This window comes from Nocardioides ginsengisoli, assembly GCF_039537225.1.
Lineage (GTDB): Bacteria > Actinomycetota > Actinomycetes > Propionibacteriales > Nocardioidaceae > Nocardioides > Nocardioides ginsengisoli.
Genome location: NZ_BAABAC010000023.1, coordinates 291,682 through 306,858, shown reverse-complemented (window position 1 = coordinate 306,858; position 15,177 = coordinate 291,682). Strand labels below are relative to the sequence as shown.

20 protein-coding genes and 3 tRNA genes are annotated in these 15,177 nt (G+C 72.0%); 15 read left to right on the top strand and 8 right to left on the bottom strand.

Features of this window, described 5'->3' with window-relative positions:
- Positions 1-86: 86 nt before the first annotated feature.
- Genes serS through AB4880_RS13060 form a run of 3 tightly spaced genes read left to right on the top strand, consistent with a single transcriptional unit; the run spans position 87 to position 2,900 of the window.
- Complete coding sequence (gene serS, locus AB4880_RS13070) at positions 87-1,379, top strand: serine--tRNA ligase (protein ID WP_367919643.1); 1,293 nt, start codon at positions 87-89, stop codon at positions 1,377-1,379.
- Positions 1,372-2,229, top strand: a complete 858-nt coding sequence (locus tag AB4880_RS13065) for an HAD family hydrolase (RefSeq protein WP_367919642.1) — start codon at positions 1,372-1,374, stop codon at positions 2,227-2,229. The genes serS and AB4880_RS13065 overlap by 8 nt, the downstream gene beginning before the upstream one ends.
- Positions 2,226-2,900, top strand: a complete 675-nt coding sequence (locus AB4880_RS13060) for a hypothetical protein (RefSeq protein ID WP_367919641.1) — start codon at positions 2,226-2,228, stop codon at positions 2,898-2,900. The genes AB4880_RS13065 and AB4880_RS13060 overlap by 4 nt, the downstream gene beginning before the upstream one ends.
- Before the next feature lie 4 nt (positions 2,901-2,904).
- Here AB4880_RS13060 and AB4880_RS13055 read toward each other — a convergent pair whose 3' ends face one another.
- Positions 2,905-3,522 carry a bacterial proteasome activator family protein gene (locus tag AB4880_RS13055; RefSeq protein WP_367919640.1) on the bottom strand — a complete coding sequence of 206 codons (618 nt, stop codon included), beginning with the start codon at positions 3,520-3,522 and terminating at the stop codon, positions 2,905-2,907.
- Positions 3,523-3,672: 150 nt separating this feature from the next.
- Here AB4880_RS13055 and AB4880_RS13050 point away from each other — a divergent pair, with 150 nt between their 5' ends.
- Positions 3,673-4,059, top strand: coding sequence for a VOC family protein (locus AB4880_RS13050; protein ID WP_367919639.1), 387 nt, complete (start codon positions 3,673-3,675; stop codon positions 4,057-4,059).
- Position 4,060: 1 nt separating this feature from the next.
- On the opposite strand, the gene AB4880_RS13045 is transcribed toward AB4880_RS13050, so the two are convergent.
- From AB4880_RS13045 to mobA, 3 genes are read right to left on the bottom strand one after another with little or no spacing between them, the layout of a single operon-like run.
- Complete coding sequence (locus AB4880_RS13045; RefSeq protein WP_367919638.1) at positions 4,061-5,038, bottom strand: NAD(P)H-quinone oxidoreductase; 978 nt, start codon at positions 5,036-5,038, stop codon at positions 4,061-4,063.
- 55 nt (positions 5,039-5,093) lie between these two features.
- Positions 5,094-5,417, bottom strand: a complete 324-nt coding sequence (locus AB4880_RS13040) for a DUF6457 domain-containing protein (RefSeq protein WP_367919637.1) — start codon at positions 5,415-5,417, stop codon at positions 5,094-5,096.
- Positions 5,418-5,455: 38 nt separating this feature from the next.
- A complete protein-coding gene (gene mobA, locus AB4880_RS13035) occupies positions 5,456-6,055 on the bottom strand; it encodes a molybdenum cofactor guanylyltransferase (RefSeq protein ID WP_367919636.1) in 600 nt (199 codons plus the stop codon).
- A gap of 38 nt (positions 6,056-6,093) precedes the next feature.
- Between mobA and AB4880_RS13030 the strand changes: the two genes are divergently transcribed.
- The 3 genes from AB4880_RS13030 to AB4880_RS13020 all read left to right on the top strand — a co-directional run bounded on the left by AB4880_RS13030 (position 6,094) and on the right by AB4880_RS13020 (position 8,293).
- Positions 6,094-6,888 (top strand): carbon-nitrogen hydrolase family protein, encoded by a 795-nt coding sequence (locus AB4880_RS13030; RefSeq protein WP_367919635.1) that lies wholly within the window; start codon positions 6,094-6,096, stop codon positions 6,886-6,888.
- 91 nt (positions 6,889-6,979) lie between these two features.
- On the top strand, positions 6,980-7,999 hold the full coding sequence (locus AB4880_RS13025) for a hypothetical protein (RefSeq protein WP_367919634.1): 1,020 nt from the start codon (positions 6,980-6,982) through the stop codon (positions 7,997-7,999).
- A gap of 60 nt (positions 8,000-8,059) precedes the next feature.
- Positions 8,060-8,293 carry a biotin/lipoyl-binding carrier protein gene (locus AB4880_RS13020; RefSeq protein WP_367919633.1) on the top strand — a complete coding sequence of 78 codons (234 nt, stop codon included), beginning with the start codon at positions 8,060-8,062 and terminating at the stop codon, positions 8,291-8,293.
- 203 nt (positions 8,294-8,496) lie between these two features.
- On the opposite strand, the gene AB4880_RS13015 is transcribed toward AB4880_RS13020, so the two are convergent.
- Positions 8,497-8,581: transfer RNA gene (locus AB4880_RS13015), tRNA-Ser, on the bottom strand.
- A 103-nt stretch (positions 8,582-8,684) separates the two neighbouring features.
- Here AB4880_RS13015 and AB4880_RS13010 point away from each other — a divergent pair.
- The 3 genes from AB4880_RS13010 (at position 8,685) to AB4880_RS13000 (ending at position 9,673) form a co-directional block, all read left to right on the top strand.
- Positions 8,685-9,143: a hypothetical protein gene (locus tag AB4880_RS13010; RefSeq protein ID WP_367919632.1), complete on the top strand. Its 459-nt coding sequence runs from the start codon at positions 8,685-8,687 to the stop codon at positions 9,141-9,143.
- A 90-nt stretch (positions 9,144-9,233) separates the two neighbouring features.
- Positions 9,234-9,324: transfer RNA gene (locus AB4880_RS13005), tRNA-Ser, on the top strand.
- A gap of 214 nt (positions 9,325-9,538) precedes the next feature.
- Entirely contained in the window at positions 9,539-9,673 is a 135-nt protein-coding gene (locus AB4880_RS13000; RefSeq protein WP_367919631.1) for a hypothetical protein, read from the top strand.
- Between the two features lie 30 nt (positions 9,674-9,703).
- Here the strand turns inward: AB4880_RS13000 and AB4880_RS12995 are convergent, their stop codons facing one another.
- The gene (locus AB4880_RS12995; protein WP_367919630.1) at positions 9,704-10,711 is read right to left on the bottom strand and encodes a LuxR family transcriptional regulator; all 1,008 of its coding nucleotides are present in this window, start codon (positions 10,709-10,711) and stop codon (positions 9,704-9,706) included.
- 86 nt (positions 10,712-10,797) lie between these two features.
- Here AB4880_RS12995 and AB4880_RS12990 point away from each other — a divergent pair.
- Positions 10,798-10,870: transfer RNA gene (locus AB4880_RS12990), tRNA-Arg, on the top strand.
- Here the strand turns inward: AB4880_RS12990 and AB4880_RS12985 are convergent.
- On the bottom strand, positions 10,829-11,161 hold the full coding sequence (locus tag AB4880_RS12985) for a helix-turn-helix domain-containing protein (RefSeq protein ID WP_367919674.1): 333 nt from the start codon (positions 11,159-11,161) through the stop codon (positions 10,829-10,831). The genes AB4880_RS12990 and AB4880_RS12985 overlap by 42 nt on opposite strands.
- Before the next feature lie 124 nt (positions 11,162-11,285).
- On the opposite strand from AB4880_RS12985, the gene AB4880_RS12980 reads away from it, so the two are divergent.
- Entirely contained in the window at positions 11,286-11,507 is a 222-nt protein-coding gene (locus AB4880_RS12980) for a helix-turn-helix domain-containing protein (protein WP_367919629.1), read from the top strand.
- Positions 11,508-11,779: 272 nt separating this feature from the next.
- Here AB4880_RS12980 and AB4880_RS12975 read toward each other — a convergent pair whose 3' ends face one another.
- Positions 11,780-11,977 carry a hypothetical protein gene (locus AB4880_RS12975; RefSeq protein WP_367919628.1) on the bottom strand — a complete coding sequence of 66 codons (198 nt, stop codon included), beginning with the start codon at positions 11,975-11,977 and terminating at the stop codon, positions 11,780-11,782.
- A 499-nt stretch (positions 11,978-12,476) separates the two neighbouring features.
- Between AB4880_RS12975 and AB4880_RS12970 the strand changes: the two genes are divergently transcribed.
- From AB4880_RS12970 to AB4880_RS12960, 3 genes are read left to right on the top strand one after another with little or no spacing between them, the layout of a single operon-like run.
- On the top strand, positions 12,477-13,235 hold the full coding sequence (locus AB4880_RS12970) for a hypothetical protein (RefSeq protein ID WP_367919627.1): 759 nt from the start codon (positions 12,477-12,479) through the stop codon (positions 13,233-13,235).
- 26 nt (positions 13,236-13,261) lie between these two features.
- Positions 13,262-13,585, top strand: a complete 324-nt coding sequence (locus AB4880_RS12965) for a hypothetical protein (RefSeq protein ID WP_367919626.1) — start codon at positions 13,262-13,264, stop codon at positions 13,583-13,585.
- Positions 13,582-15,171, top strand: coding sequence for a ParB/RepB/Spo0J family partition protein (locus AB4880_RS12960; protein ID WP_367919625.1), 1,590 nt, complete (start codon positions 13,582-13,584; stop codon positions 15,169-15,171). The genes AB4880_RS12965 and AB4880_RS12960 overlap by 4 nt, the downstream gene beginning before the upstream one ends.
- The last annotated feature ends 6 nt before the right edge of the window (positions 15,172-15,177 follow it).

The window sequence follows — 15,177 nt, the reverse complement described above, 5'->3', positions numbered from 1 at the left end:
ATCCCCGCTGAAGAGGGGATTCCGACACCCGCCGCCTGTGGAAACCGATGCGCGGGCGTGCGGCCCCGGCGGATAGCCTGAGCGCCATGATCGACCCGCGCATCCTCCGTGACGAGCCCGACCGTGTCCGCGCCTCGCAGGCCAAGCGCGGCGCGTCCTCCGACGTGGTCGACCGGGCGCTGGAGGCCGACACCGCGCGGCGTACGGCGATCGCAGCGTTCGAGGAGAAGCGCGCGGCCCAGAAGACCTTCGGCAAGCAGGTCGCCCAGGCGTCCGGCGACGAGAAGCAGGCGCTGCTCGCGCAGGTCAAGCAGCTCTCCGCCGACGTCAAGGACCTCGAGGCCGCGCTGACCGCGGCCGACGAGGCGTGGACCGATGCGCTCAAGGCGATCCCCAATGTCGTCGCCGACCAGGCGCCGACCGGCGGCGAGGACGACTTCGTCGTCCTCGAGCACGTCGGCACCCCGCGCGACTTCGCGGCCGACGGCTTCGAGCCGCGCGACCACATCGAGCTCGGCCGGCTGCTCGGCGCGATCGACCTCGAGCGCGGCGCCAAGGTCAGCGGCAGCCGCTTCTACTTCCTCACCGGCGTCGGCGCCCAGCTCGAGCTGGCGCTGGTCAACCTGGCGATGGACCAGGCCCGCAGCGCGGGCTTCACCCAGGTGATCGCCCCGTCGCTGGTGCGGCGTGAGGCGATGGCCGGCACCGGCTACCTCGACCAGGGCGGCGGCGACGACATCTACCGCATCGAGGGCGAGGAGATGTACCTCGTCGGCACCTCGGAGGTGCCGATGGCGGCCTACCACTCCAAGGAGATCCTCGACGGCGAGTCGCTGCCGCGGCGCTACGCGTCGTTCAGCCCCTGCTTCCGCAAGGAGGCCGGCTCGCACGGCAAGGACACCAAGGGCATCATCCGGGTGCACTGGTTCGACAAGGTCGAGATGTTCGTCTACACGACCCTCGACGACGCCGCCGCCGAGCACGAGCGGCTGGTCGCGTGGGAGAAGGAGTTCCTCGACAAGCTCGAGCTCGCCTACCGCGTGGTCGACATCGCCGCGGGCGACCTCGGCTCGAGCGCGATCCGCAAGTTCGACTGCGAGGCGTGGATCCCCACCCAGGGCAAGTACCGCGAGCTCACCTCGACGTCCAACTGCACCGACTTCCAGACCCGCCGCCTCGACACCCGCGGCCGCTTCGGCGACCGGACCGGCCCGGTCGCCACGCTCAACGGCACGCTGACCGCGATCACCCGGGCGATCGTCGCCATCCTCGAGACCCACCAGCAGGCCGACGGCTCGGTCCGCGTGCCGAAGGCGCTGCAGCCCTACATGGGGGGCCTCGAGGTCCTGACGCCGGTCGTCGAGGTCGCCGGTGCCTGACGAGCGGCCCTGGAAGCCGCAGCTGGTCGCCCTCGACATCGACGGCACCCTCCTCAAGTGGGTCGCCGGGCTCGGCATGAGCCACGAGGAGGTCACCGAGCCGGTGCACGACGCCGTCCAGCGGGTCCTCGACTCGGGCGCCCACGTCGTCCTGTCCTCGGGCCGCGCGCCCCACAACATGACGGTCGTCGCCGACAAGCTCGCGCTGCACGGCCACGGTGAACGGCTCTGGATCGTCGCCGCCAACGGCGCCGTCGTCCTGCGCTACCCGCCGGCCGAGGTGGTCCACGAGGTCACCTTCGACGCCCGCGCCGCCGTCGCGGCTGTCCTCGAGCAGCACCCCGAGGCGCTGGTCGCGGTCGAGGAGCGGGGCGTCGGCTACCGCGTCTCCGGCCCGTTCCCCGACGGCGAGCTCGGCGGTACGACGATCGTGGCCGACGTCGCCGACATGGTCGCCGAGCCGGTCAGCCGCGTGATCATCCGCGACCCCAAGGCGACCGCCGAGGACTTCGTCAAGCTCGCCGGCAGCCTCGGACTCCACGGCACCGACTACGTCGTCGGCTGGACCGCCTGGCTCGACCTGGCGCCGGTCGGCGTCTCCAAGGCGTCCGGCCTGGAGTACGTCGCCCAGCAGCTCGGCATCGACCGCGCCGACGTCCTCGCCATCGGCGACGGGCGCAACGACATCGAGATGCTGCGCTGGGCCGGGCGCGGCGTGGCGATGGGCCAGTCCGTCGACGAGGTCAAGGACAACGCCGACGCGGTGACGGGCACGGTCGACGACGACGGTGCCGCGCAGGAGATCGGTCGCTGGTTCCCCGCGCCCGGATCTGATGGGATGGACGCGTGACGCCCTCCCTGCGCCGCTCCCTTCCCCCCACGGCCCTGGCCGCAGCGCTGCTCGCGCTGGCACCGGTGGGCGCCGCCCCGGCGGCCCAGGCGAGCCCGGCGCGCGTGACGTCGTACCCGGCGATGTGCGCGGCGCTCGACCTCACCGACGAGCCCGAGATCGACGCCCGCGCGCTCGACGCCGACGACGTCTTCGCCGGCAAGGTCCGTGCGGCGCAGCCGTCGGCGAAGGACCCGCGCAGGGTCGGCTACGTCGTCGCCGTCGAGGAGTCCTTCCGCGGCGACATCGCGAAGGGCAAGCGGGTGCTGGTCACCATCGCCTGGCCGGCCGACGTCAACCCGAGCGTGCAGCCCGACCGCGCCTACCTGTTCTTCGTGAAGCAGAAGACGACCGGCCACGTCGTCGCCGACGCCTGCACCGGCAGCGCCCTGCTGCCGTCGGGGCTGACGCCGCGCCTGGCCGCCTCGCTGCGCCGCTTCCTCGCCTCGGTCGAGCCGACGCCGCCGGCCACACCGACGCCGTCCGCGCAGCCGGTGTCCTTCCACACGCCCCGCGACCGGGCGGGTGACCCGCCCGACCTGAGCCGGGTGCTGGCGTCCGGTGGCGCGATCAGCCTGATCGGCGTGCTTGGGCTGCTGCTCGTCACCCGGGCCGGCCGCCGCCGCGGCTGAGCGCCTAGAGGTACATGCCGCCGGAGCGGCCCTCGTCCGACTCCGGCGCGGCCTGCTCGTGGCCCCCGGGCGCGCCCGCGCCCGGCACCGCCGGCCCACCGGGCATGCCCATGCCCGGCGGCAGCGCCCGCCGGATCTGCTCGAACTGCGCCCGCGCCGCCATCTGCTGGGCGTAGATCGCGGTCTGGATGCCGTGGAAGAGACCCTCGAGCCAGCCCACCAGCTGAGCCTGCGCGATCCGCAGCTCGGACTCCGACGGCGTGGCCTCCTCGGAGAACGGCAGCGACAGCCGCTCCAGCTCCTCGACCAGCTCGGGGGCCAGGCCCTGCTCGAGCTCGGCGATCGACGAGCGGTGGATCGCGGCCAGGCGGTTGCGGCTCGCCTCGTCGAGCGGGGCGGCCTTCACCTCCTCGAGGAGCTGGCGGATCATGCTGCCGATCCGCATCACCTTCGCGGGCTGCTCGACCAGGTCGGTGAGCGCGCGCTCGCCGTCGTCGTCACCGTCGTCGCCGTGACCGGCGGTGGCCTGCTCGACGGCGGAGGCCGGCACGGTCCCGAGGGGCTGGCCGTCGGGGCCGATGACGACGATCTGCTCTTCGTTGGCGGAGGCGTTGTCGCTCATGCGTCCAACCTAGGGCATGCCGCCACGCGGGCCTCACGCGTCGTGATCCCCACGTTGGGTGATGGCGGTGCCGGTCGGGCGGCGTAGTTTGCCGATGGGCCCGGCCACCGCCCTCGCCGAGCCGGCAGCGCGAGCGAGAGGACAACCGCCATGTTGCAGGATTCCAAGGTCGTCGCGAACATCCCGGCCGCCGACCTCGACCGGGCTCGGCGCTTCTACGCCGACACGCTGGGCTTCGAACCCGTCGAGGAGACCCAGGGTTGGCTGGTCTACCGGACGGGAGGCGGCACCGACTTCCACCTGTACCAGACCGAGTACGCCGGGAAGGCCGGCCACACGATCGCCCAGTTCCATGTCGACGACGTGCGCCCCGTGGTCGAGGAGCTCAAGGCGAAGGGCCTGAGCTTCGAGCACTACGACCTGCCCGGCACCGAGTGGGAGGGCGACGTCGCCGGCATGGCCGGGATGGGGCACGCCGCCTGGTTCAAGGACAGCGAGGACAACATCCTCTGCATCGACGACATGAGGAACGCCTGAGTCAGGGCGTCAGCAGCACCTTGCCCACGGCCGCGCCGGACTCGATCATCCGGTGCGCCTCGGCCACCTCGTCCAGCGGCAGGACGGCCGACACGACCGGCGCGATCGTGCCGTCGGCCACGAGCGGCCACACGTGCTCGACGACCGACGCGCAGATGCGGGCCTTGCCGTCGATCGGCCGCGAGCGCAGCGCCGTCGCGATCACCGCGCCGCGCTTGCGCAGCAGCGTGGCGATGTCGAGCTCGCCCTTCACGCCGCCCTGCATGCCGATGATGACCAGCCGGCCCTCGTCGGCGAGGACGTCGACATTGCGGCCGAGATACTTCGCGCCCATGTTGTCGAGGACGACGTCAGCGCCGGCGCCGCCGGTCGCCGTACGGACCACCTCGACGAAGTCCTCGTCGCGGTAGTTGATCGCGACCTCGGCGCCGAGCTCGCGGCAGCGCTCGAGCTTGTCGGCGCTGCCCGCGGTCGTGAACACCCGCGCCCCGGACGCCGCGGCGAGCTGGATCGCGAAGGTCCCGATCCCGCCGCCACCACCGTGGACGAGGAAGACGTCGCCGGGCCGCAGCCCGGCCACCATGAAGACGTTCGACCAGACCGTGCACGCCACCTCGGGCAGGGCGGCCGCGGTGACCAGGTCGACGCCGTCGGGGACGGGCATCACCTGTCCCTCCGGTACGACGACCCGGCTGGCGTAGCCGCCACCGGCGAGCAGCGCGCACCCCCGGTCGCCCACGGCCCAGCTGGTCACGCCCGGGCCGACGGCGGCGACGGTGCCGCTGCACTCCAGCCCGATCACGTCGGACGCGCCGGGCGGCGGCGGGTAGAAGCCCTGCCGCTGCAGCAGGTCGGCGCGGTTGACGGCCGTGGCGGCCACGTCGAGGAGGACCTCGCCGGGGCCCGGCTCCGGGTCCGGGAGCTCGCTCACGACGAGGGTCTCGGGGCCTCCGGGTGCGTTCTGGGTGACGGCGCGCATGCCCGCAGTCTGGCAGGCGGCGCCAGCCGGGTCGGGCTGCTCAGGCCGGTCAGGGTCAGACGAGGGAGTCCTCGTCGTCGTACTCGGCGTCCGAGAGCTCGTCGACCTCCACGTCGTCGTCCTCCTCGTCGGTCGCGCCGGCGGGCCGATCCCACGACTCGGCCAGCGCCTGCGCCTTCGCGGCGAGCTGCTCGACCGCGTCGGGGTCGGCGCCCCGCTCACCCGCGGCGTACCCGAGGAGGAAGGCGGTCACCACCCCGGCGGCCGGGTGGACGTTCTCGTGCGTGATCCCGGCGAGGTCGACCAGCAGGCCCTCGTCGGCCTCCGCCTCGATGTCGAGGGTGTCGCACAACTCATCGATCCAGTCGTGGAGATTCACCTGTCCAGAGTGATACGACGGCTGCGTCGTGACAAGGCCTAGGGACCGTCAGGATCGGGAAGGTCCGGCGCCGCGTCGCGCAGGTCGGTCCAGGTGTCGATGTCGCGCCCCTCGTCGCCGCGGGGCGTGACCTCGACCAGGTCGACGTCGGCAAGCAGCGCCCGGACGGACATGCCGTGCTGTCCCTCCAGGTCCGGCCGGACGGCGTCCAGGCGCGCGGTCTCGACCACGAACGCCAGCTGTCGCCGGCCCTCCGGGTCGGTGAGGATCGCGCCCTCGTGGCCGACCGCCGCCTCGTGCAGCCGCCGGAAGGTCGTCGCGGTGAGCCGCGGCATGTCGACGGCCAGGACGGCGAGCGTCGGGAACGTCCGCAGCAAGGCGTCCCGCCCGGTCAGCAGGCCCGCGGCCGGTCCGCCGAAGCGCGGCTCCTCGCGGACGAAGGTCACCGGGCGGTCGGTCGGCACCTGGTGCCCGACCACGACCACCTCGCCCGCATCCATGACTGCGTCGAGCGCGTACTCGAGCAGCGTCCGTCCGCCCACCTCGATCGACGCCTTGTCGACGCCGCCGAGTCGCGACCCTTGGCCGCCGGCGAGCACGATCGCCGCGAATCCGGAGAGGCTCAGCTCGATCACCACACGCTGGATCCTGCCAAAGCACGACCTACCCTGGCACCGTGACGACCCCCACGCTCCGGCTCGCGCTCGTCCAGGCGGCCGCCGACCTCGACCCGGCCACCAACCGCGACGCGCTCGCCAAGCTGACCGCCGAGCACGGCGCCGGCGCCGACCTGGTGGTCTTCCCGGAGGTGTTCGCCCGGGACTTCGGCCCCGCCGGCTCCGACATCAGCCCCTACGCCGAGCCCCTCGACGGCCCCTTCGCCGCGACCGTCGCCGCCGCCGCCTCCGCCGCCGGGACCACGGTCGTGGCCGGCATGTTCGAGCAGGGGCCCGACCCCGAACGGCCCTACAACACGCTGCTGGTGCGGGGCGCGGCCACGGTGTCGTACCGGAAGGTGCACCTGTACGACTCCTTCGGCTACCGCGAGTCCGACCGGCTCACGGCGGGCCCGATCGAGCCGACCGTGGTCGACGTCGACGGTTGGAAGGTCGGGCTGATGACCTGCTACGACCTGCGCTTCCCCGAGCTCGCGCGAGCGTTGGTGGACCGCGGCGCCGAGTTGATCGTCGTACCGGCGGCGTGGGTGGCGGGCCCCCGCAAGGTCGACCACTGGCGCACCCTCGTCACCGCCCGCGCCATCGAGAACACCGTCTACGTCGCCGCGACCGGCCAGCCCACGCCGCGCTACTGCGGTCACTCGCTGGTCGTCGACCCGTTCGGCGAGGTGCTGGTCGAGGGGACGCCGGGTTCGCCGGACGCGCCCGAGGTGCTACGGGCTGTGGCCGAGCGCACGGTGCTCGAGGAGGCCCGTCGGGTCAATCCGTCCCTGGTCAACCGTCGGCTGCGCTGAACGGGTCGAGCGCGTCTGCGGAGCAGTGGGGGCAGCAAGCTGCCGGGAGCGCTCCTCCCGCCGTGCTGCCGACCGGATAGGCTCCCTCTCCGTGTCCCGCGCCCCTTCCCGTGCTCCGCTGGAGCAGCGCATCGGTGAGTTCGGGGCCTCGCGGGCGCCGCTGGTCATCTGGTTCGCCCTCGTCCTCCTCGGCGCCGCCGCGCTCGTCTGCGCGATGGTGCCCGTCGGCCCGGACTGGCTCGGCGTCACCGGCTCGGTGACCGTCGCGACCGCCTTCACCTGGGGTCTCGCGGCCCGCACCGGTGGTCGGCCCCTGATCTTCGCGCCGCTCGCCCTGGCCTGCGGGCTGGTCGCCGTCCTCAGCGACAACGACCTGCTGCTCACCGGCGCCGCGGTCGGCACCGCCGCGGTCGCCGCCGTCCTCGGCGTGATGATCACCGTGCCCGCGGCGAGCATCGTCACCGCCGCCCGCGAGTGCGTGGTCGCGCTGCTGTGCGCGGCCGTCGGGGCGCTGGCGACGGTCGGCTTCGAGCCGGCGATCCAGAAGGAGCGCTTCGAGTACGTCGGCCTCGGCCTCGCCTTCGCCGGCGCGATCGTGCTCGTCCACCGCCTCGGCGCGGGCTTCCACGGCCTCGGCCGGCGCGGCCTGATCATCGTCGGGATCGGCGGTGTCGTCCTCGCCGCGACCCTGCTGTACGCCGAGCTGCTGCGCCGCTACGGCTCCACCGGACTCGTCGACGAGCTGCTCTCGTGGGTGACGTGGAGCCGCGACCACCTCGGCGCCTTCCCGCGCCCGGTCGCGACCATCCTCGGCGTCCCGGCGCTCGCCTACGGCTGCCACATGCGCGCTCGCCGCCGCCAGGGCTGGTGGGTCTGCGCCTTCGGCGTCGCGGCCACCGCCCCCGCCGCCACCGCGCTCGCCAACCCCGCCGTCTCGGTGCGCGAGGCGAGCCTGTCGGTCTGCTTCAGCCTGCTCGCCGGCCTGGTCCTCGGCTGGCTGCTCATCCGTCTCGACCTCGCGCTCACCGGCACCCGTGGCCGCCGCAGCCGGGTCGCCGAGCAGGAGGCCGCCGTCCGCCCGGAGCCCGCCCGCTTCGCCCCCCTCCTGTGACTGTTCCGCCCCCCGGCCCGCCGGCTTCGGGTACTTGTCGGTAACGCCTAGTTTCGAGCCATGGCCCGAGTGACGACGTCAGAGCTGGTCGCGGAGATGGTCGCCAACGTCCTTCGGGTCGAGGTCGAGCAGGGCGTCGCCGTCGCCGTCGGCGACACGGTCGTGCTGCTGGAGTCGATGAAGATGGAGATTCCGGTCATCGCCGAGGTCGCCGGTGTCGTCACCGCGATCAAGGTGCACCCGGGCGACGTCGTCCAGGAGGGCGACGTCCTCGTCGAGCTGACGCTGAGCTGACCCGCGGCGCGAGCCGCACCCACGTCACGCCGGCCCCAACGCCAACCCCCAGCATCCCGCCGAAGACGCGCGCAAGCGACGTCTGGCCGCCACGCAACCCCGCACTGCGCGAACCTCGACCGCGGTGCGGCAGCGTGGCCGGAGGCCGCCCCCGGCAGCTTGCTGCCCCCGGGCGGCCGGAGACACGCTCGCACCCAACAGCGCAGAGGGGGCGGGATTCGAACCCGCGGTAGGTCTCCCTACGACCGCTTTCAAGGCGGTTCCGATCGGCCACTCCGGCACCCCTCCTGAGCCCGGTACGACGCGCCGCGCCGCCGGACAGCGACCGAGTCTAGTCAGAGGGTGCCGCGCCGCTTTGCCCCGTCCTCGTCCGGTCTTGTTCAATCGCAGCATGAGCAGTGCGCAGCCGTCCGGGGTGTCCGACTACCGCCTGGCCCCGCCGGTGATGGCGCGGTTCGTGGGCGCGTACCTGATCCTGATGGCGATCGTGCTGGTGGCGGTGACGGTGCTGGTGGTGGCGCTCGACCTGAGTGCCGACCTGCTGGTTCTGGCCCTCGGGCTGGGGCTGCTGGGTCTGATCGGGCTGAGCTGGTGGCTGCGGTCGCGGCTGGTGGTGGTGCGGCTGTCGGAGGCGGGCTACCGGGTCCGCGCGATCCGGGCGGCCGGCGTCACCGAGGCACGCTGGACCGAGGTCGAGGACGCCGTCGCGGCGACGCCGCAGGGCTTCGAGTGCGTGGTGCTGCGCCTGCGTGACGGTCGCAGTACGACGATCCCGGTGCAGCTGGTCGCCGGCGACAAGGACGACTTCGCCCGCGACGTACGGGCTCACCTGCAGCGCGCCGCCCGCTGACCGTGACGCGCGGGGTGGGACCGATTGGGTCCGACCCGCGTGGTGCTTGTAGCCTTTGCTGCGCTGCCCGGTCTCTGGATCGGAAGCGGAGGAGGCGTCGCCTAGTCTGGTCTATGGCGCCCGCCTGCTAAGCGGGTTTGGGGCTACAACCCCATCGAGGGTTCAAATCCCTCCGCCTCCGCAGCGAAGAAGGTCCGTCCGAGTCACTCGGGCGGACCTTCGCTCGTTCCGGCCCCCGGCAGGATCGAGATGAACTCTGACCACTTGTCTAGAGAACTGTCGATAATCCCTCATTTGTGGGGCACTATGGTTTGCGCGTGTCTCTCCGCGGGAAAAGCATGCGGTTTGGGTCTGTCGATCGTACGGGTCCGGTCACCAGCAGTGAGGGGAACGAAATGAAGAAGCTCGCCCGCAGGACTGCCTTCGTCATCGCCGCCGCCGTGGTTTCGGTGGGTGTGGTCTCGGTTCCGACGTCCGCGCACGCGGACACCGGCTGGGGCTGGCGCGTGGTCGCGCACCACCAGCGCTGACGACAGTCCCCCTACGCTGACCCGGGCGGGTCAGTTCTCGGTGTCGCCCTCCTCCTGGCCGGCGATGCCGAGCTTCGCCATGGTGTAGCCGAGCTGGAAGCGCGTCTCCGCGTCGTACTCCTCCTTGAGCTCGGCCACGTAGCCGGCGTACGTCCGCGGGCTGACGCCGAGCCGCTTCGCGCTGACCGCGTCGGCATGTCCCTCGATGAGCATCCGGATGGTCATCGAGCGCTGCTCGGACGCGATCTCCTTGCGCACCCGCTGCTCTCCGCTCGCGAACGGCCGCCCGCGCGCGAACGCGCGCTCGAAGACGTCGACGAGGTAGGCCACGATCGCCGGCTCTCGTACGACGACCGCGGTGGCGAGGCTGTCGGCGGCCGGGATCAGCGCCACCTGCCGGTCGACGACGATCATCCGGTTGAAGAACTCGTCGAGCGTGCGGACCTCGGCTCCGTGCTCGGTGACGGTGGCGACGTACTTGTGCGTGGCGGGGTGGCGGCGCGCGCTGTGCTGGTAGAGGGTGCGCATCGTCAGGCCGCGCTTGAGCGCCGCCACGTCGCGGACGGCGGCCTCGTTGACCGTCTTCGCGCTGCGGGTCGCCTGCGGCTGCGCGGTCAGCAGCTCGTCCTGGGCCTCGCTGACCAGGGTGGTGAGGTAGGGGTTGATGGCCTCGCCGTGCAGGTAGAGGAAGGGGCCGGACTCGGTGGCCGCCGGCGACCGGCGCCAGCTCTGGGCCAGGTGCGAGAACGCCGACGCCCACCGCGCCGACTCCTCGAGCAGCCGCGCCCCCTCGTTGCCGAGCGGCGTCACCACCCGCGACTGGGCATTGCTCGGCTCCATCGGCCGCCAGGTCAGCCGGGACGCGTCGAGCTGCAGCAGCCCGAGCTCGACGAGCAGGTCGAACGCCCGCCGCAGCGGCGTCCCGTCGGCGATCCGGTCGTCGTCGGCCGCCATGCCGCCCTCGGCCAGGATCTGCTCGTACAGACCTGTGGCCTGCTGCTCGAAGAGCGCCCGATCCTCGGGTTGGTAGCCGGCCATGGCGTCATGCTTCCACACGGGCAGTCGTCGGTGATTCGGCATCGGGGCACTGGCTCGGCTATTCTCTACCGGTCGCCTCGCGATGAGCGCCTGTAGCTCAACGGATAGAGCATCTGACTACGGATCAGAAGGTTTGGGGTTCGAATCCCTACAGGCGCGCAGGTACTCCGAAGCCGCTCCCTCAAGGGGGCGGCTTCGGTCGTCTACGAGGCCCATCAGGTAGGCCACGGAGGTTCCCAGGGCATCCGCGAAGAGCGGCAGCTCGTCGAGCGGCACGGGCTTGATCCCGGCCTCGCGGTCGCTGAGCCCTGATGGCGACACGATCCCGCCGAGCTGGAGCACCAGCTTGCGCTGGCTGAGGCCGAGCTCGCTGCGCAGGCCGCGGATCCGGCGACCCGCGATCCTGCTCAGGCTCAGCGCGTCAATCGCCTCGGTGTGAGTGGTGGTCATGCCCGGAGATTACCGGAAAATCCCGACATTGCGGAGACCTTCCGGGAGTTGAATCGCTGACCCCGACACGCCGGTGTTCTCGAAATCCCCGAGGTGTCGGGATTTTCCCGACATTGTTCGGCTCATGCCGAACCCCGACCAAGCGACCATCGCCGAGAACCTCCGCGCCTTCAAGGCCCGTCGGCGAGTCTCCGACGCGGCGATCGCTGACGGCGTCGGGCTCACCGCCTCCGCCGTCAACGACCGGATGAACTGCCGAGCTCGCGTCCAGGCCGACGAGCTCCCCAGGTTCGCCACCTTCTTTGGCGTCACCGTCGCCGAGCTGCTCGCCAAGGCCTCCGCATGAGGCGGCTCAGCCGGCGCACCAGGCCCACCAATGGAGACGGCCGGCTGGGCATCCGGCCTGCGACGCCGGGGGACGAGGTCCCGCAGTCCCGGCCCGCAGCACAACTGCCCCGCTACGTGCCGGCGTCCTCGAGCGCCGTGACGGTCGACGACCTGCGCGGCCTGGCCGTGCTGATCGTCGAGGAGCTGGACGCGATCGAGGCGCGGCAGATGAATGCCGCGCTCGAGGAGCGGGCGCGGATCATCCGCACTTGGGAAGCCACCAGCGGCCGGTCAGTGCCCCTCGAGCCGGGCGACCCGGTCCTCGAGTTGCTGGACGAGCTGCGCGGTGCGGAGCGAGACAACAGCGGCCTGGCCGGCGATGGCGATGAGGTCCTCGCGGACGCTGAGGCCGGGGTTCGAGGTGATCTCGTCGATGGCGGACAGCAGGGCGTTGCTGCGCTCGACGAGGTCGCTGGCAGTACTAGGCACGAGAGTGCCTCCTGTTCTTCGGTTGCGCCGACGTCTCTGAGCGCGTCGGCCGCGAGCCCCTCCGGTGCAACGGAGGTTGCTCCCGAAGGTACGGCGGGGCCCCGACACTGCGACGGCCGGAGCCCGTCGTCGGGTGCCCCGCCGTACAGCGCGACCGCTGCCGACCTCGACTGGCGCGATTCGTCGGCCGTCCGTGCGTCCGGATCGGCCCCTCCGCCTGCCGCCGATGCGGACGCCTGCTGTGTCGTCCTGTCGCCCGCAGGCATCTGCCGGAGCTGCGGCGCCCACTGGCAGCTGGTCCCGGACAGCACGCCGAGCCTGCCCCCTCCGCCACCTGTCTTCCGCGCGCCCCTCCCGGACCCGCTTGCCGCCACCACCCCCTGAACCCCGCCCCCGGGGAACCCGGGTGCGGCGCCTCCAACCCTCGTCACGCGGTCCGAACATGCCGCGGCCGGCGCCGCACCCGTCCCCTTCCCGCCCACCCGAAGGAGACCCACAGATGTCCCGTCAGCTCAACGTCACCGAGGCGCAGACGCACCTCTCCACGAAGCATGTCGGCCAGGCCGTCGTCGTCGGTCGCGACGACGCCGGCGAGATCACCATGCGGATGACCCCGGCCGCCGCCGAGGCGCTCGCGGAGATCCTCACCAGGTACGAGGCCGCCCACAAGCACCTCACCGACGCGTACCTCGCCCGCGACTACGACCCCGACCTCTGGGTGCACGTCGGCGTCGACCTCCTCGCCGCGAAGGCCATGCAGCTCAGCCTCGGCCACGTCGAGACCAGTCCGGTCTCGGGCTACCTGCCGCCGCGGTCGGCCGCGGGAGCCGCGGCCGCGGTCAACAGCGGCGCGACGATCGCGGCCGGTGTCGGCCGGTGTCGGCCGATGACGACGGACACGCGCCCGCCGGCCAACGAGCGGATCGCCGCTGCGCGCGAGGCCAGCGACGCCGGCATGGCTCAGGTCGAGCAGCACGCCGACCCACGGGTCATCCTCGCCATCGACGCAGCGATCGAGCGCGCCATCGCGTCGGGCCGTCGGTTCTCCGCGAACACGATCCGAGACCAGTTCCCGGTGTCCGACGAGCACCTGGTCGGCGCCCGCATCGGCCACTTCGCGAAGCGCCGCGTCGACGGCCGCCGGCTGATGGTCCGCGTCGGCTTCGAGCCCTCGACCCTGCAGTCCACGCACGGTCACCCGATCGCCGTCTGGCTGGGCTGGGACGCCCACCAGGCGCTCAGCAAGCGCACCGCCTAGCCCACAGCGGAAGCGAGCACCACGCCATGTTCAAGCCCACCAGTCAGCTCGAGCTCCTCGAGCGCATCACCCACGTCGAGTGCATGAACTGCCATGACCGTCGCGAAGTCCACGCCCAGACGCTGATCGCCGGAGGCAACGAAGACGTCGACGACCTCATGTCCCTCGCGGGGATCTGCGGGTGTGAGGACCCGTGCCCTGAGTGGCTGATCGTCACCGAGACGCCGCTCTTCGGTGTGGAGATCGACGACGACCACGAGATCCGCCCGGTGATGTCGCTCTACGCCGGCTCGACGTGGGAGTACCCCGTCACCCACGACCTCGCCGAGGCGCTGGGGGTGTCGGCATGAGCGCCGACGTGAAGGTCGAGTCCAACCTCACCGAGCTCGCCGGCCGGCGCAGCACCGGCAAGACCACCAAGGCCAAGTCGCCGGCGCCGACCGCACCGCCGGCCGACACCGTGGAAAGCACCGACGTCCTGGTCCAGGCGACCTCGGGCGCTCTCGCGGTCCTCGAGATCGACCTGGTCCGGCCGCACCCGAAGAACATCCGGCACAACGCGGTCGCCGACGACGAGCTCGTCGAGTCGATCCGCGCCAACGGCCTCCTCCAGCCACTCGTCGTCGCACCCGTCCCCGGCGCCGAGCTCGGCAATGACCCCGGGCCGGCGTACCGGCTGATCGCCGGCCACCGACGGCTCGACGGCCTCAAGAAGGCCGGTGCCTCCCACGCCACGGTGATCATCCGCCGCGATCTCACCGACGAGGCCGACCAGGTTGCCGCGATGCTCGTCGAGAACTGCCGACGAGCCGACCTCACCCCGATGGAGGAGGCCGAGCGCTACGGCCAGCTGAGGTTCGACTACGGCTGGAAACCTGGCGAGATCGCCAAGGCCGCCGGTCACACCGTCGACACCGTCAACAAGCGGCTCCGGCTGCTCAAGCTCAACGACAAGGTCAGGAAGACCGTCGACCAGGGTGAGCTCACTCTCGACGACGCGCTCTCGATCACCAATCTGCCTGCCGCCGAGCAGACCAAGCTCGCGAAGTACGCCGGCACCAGCTCGTTCAAGTGGGAGCTCTCGCGGACGAAGGAGAAGCTCGCCGCTCGGGCCAAGGCCGACAAGCTCGTCGCCGAGCTCGAGCAGCAGGGCGTCCCGAAGCGCGACATGCCCAAGGGCCGCGGTCAGACCTGGGGTCTGAACCACGCCGACCACGGCATGACCGCTCTCGGCCAGACCTTCTCCCGCGACCGCGCCAGCCACGACGGCTGCCTCGCCTACGTCATCACGAAGGACCACCGCGGCGCCGACGAGGTCGAGTTCGTCTGCACGAACGTCCCCGCGCACGACGAGCAGCTCGACGAGGAGCGCCGCCAGCGGCGCCTCGAGGAGGAGCGTGAGCAGCGCGAGGCAGCGGAGCGACGCGAGGCCTACAAGATCGCCGAGAACCTCCGCGCCGACACCGTGATGTCGTCGATCCGGCCCGGCATCAAGATCGACCCGGCCCTGCTCGCGGTGATCACGCTCGTCGTCCCGGGGCTCGTGGCCAACCTCGGCACCCTCGAGTACGACCGCTACGCCGACGCCTACGGCATCCCCGAGGAGCAGCGCTGGCGCAGCGGGGTCTACCAGTTCCGCGACCAGGACCTCGAGCGCTACCGCGCCCACGCTGACGCCATCACGACTGGCCCGCCGAAGAACGCAATCCGGGCGCTGGCCGCCTACCTGGTCGCACGCATCGAGCAGGGCCCCATCGACGGCATCCGCTACGTCGACGTCGACAAGCCGGCCAGGAGCGACCGTGCCCGCCTTCCTGAGGCCGTCGCCTGGTTCCAGCTCGTCGCGGCCGCAGGCCACGACCTCACGCCGGTCGACATCGAGCTGCGCGACAAGGCGATCGCCCTCGTCGCCGGGACCACGGAGGCAGACCAGTGACCGAGC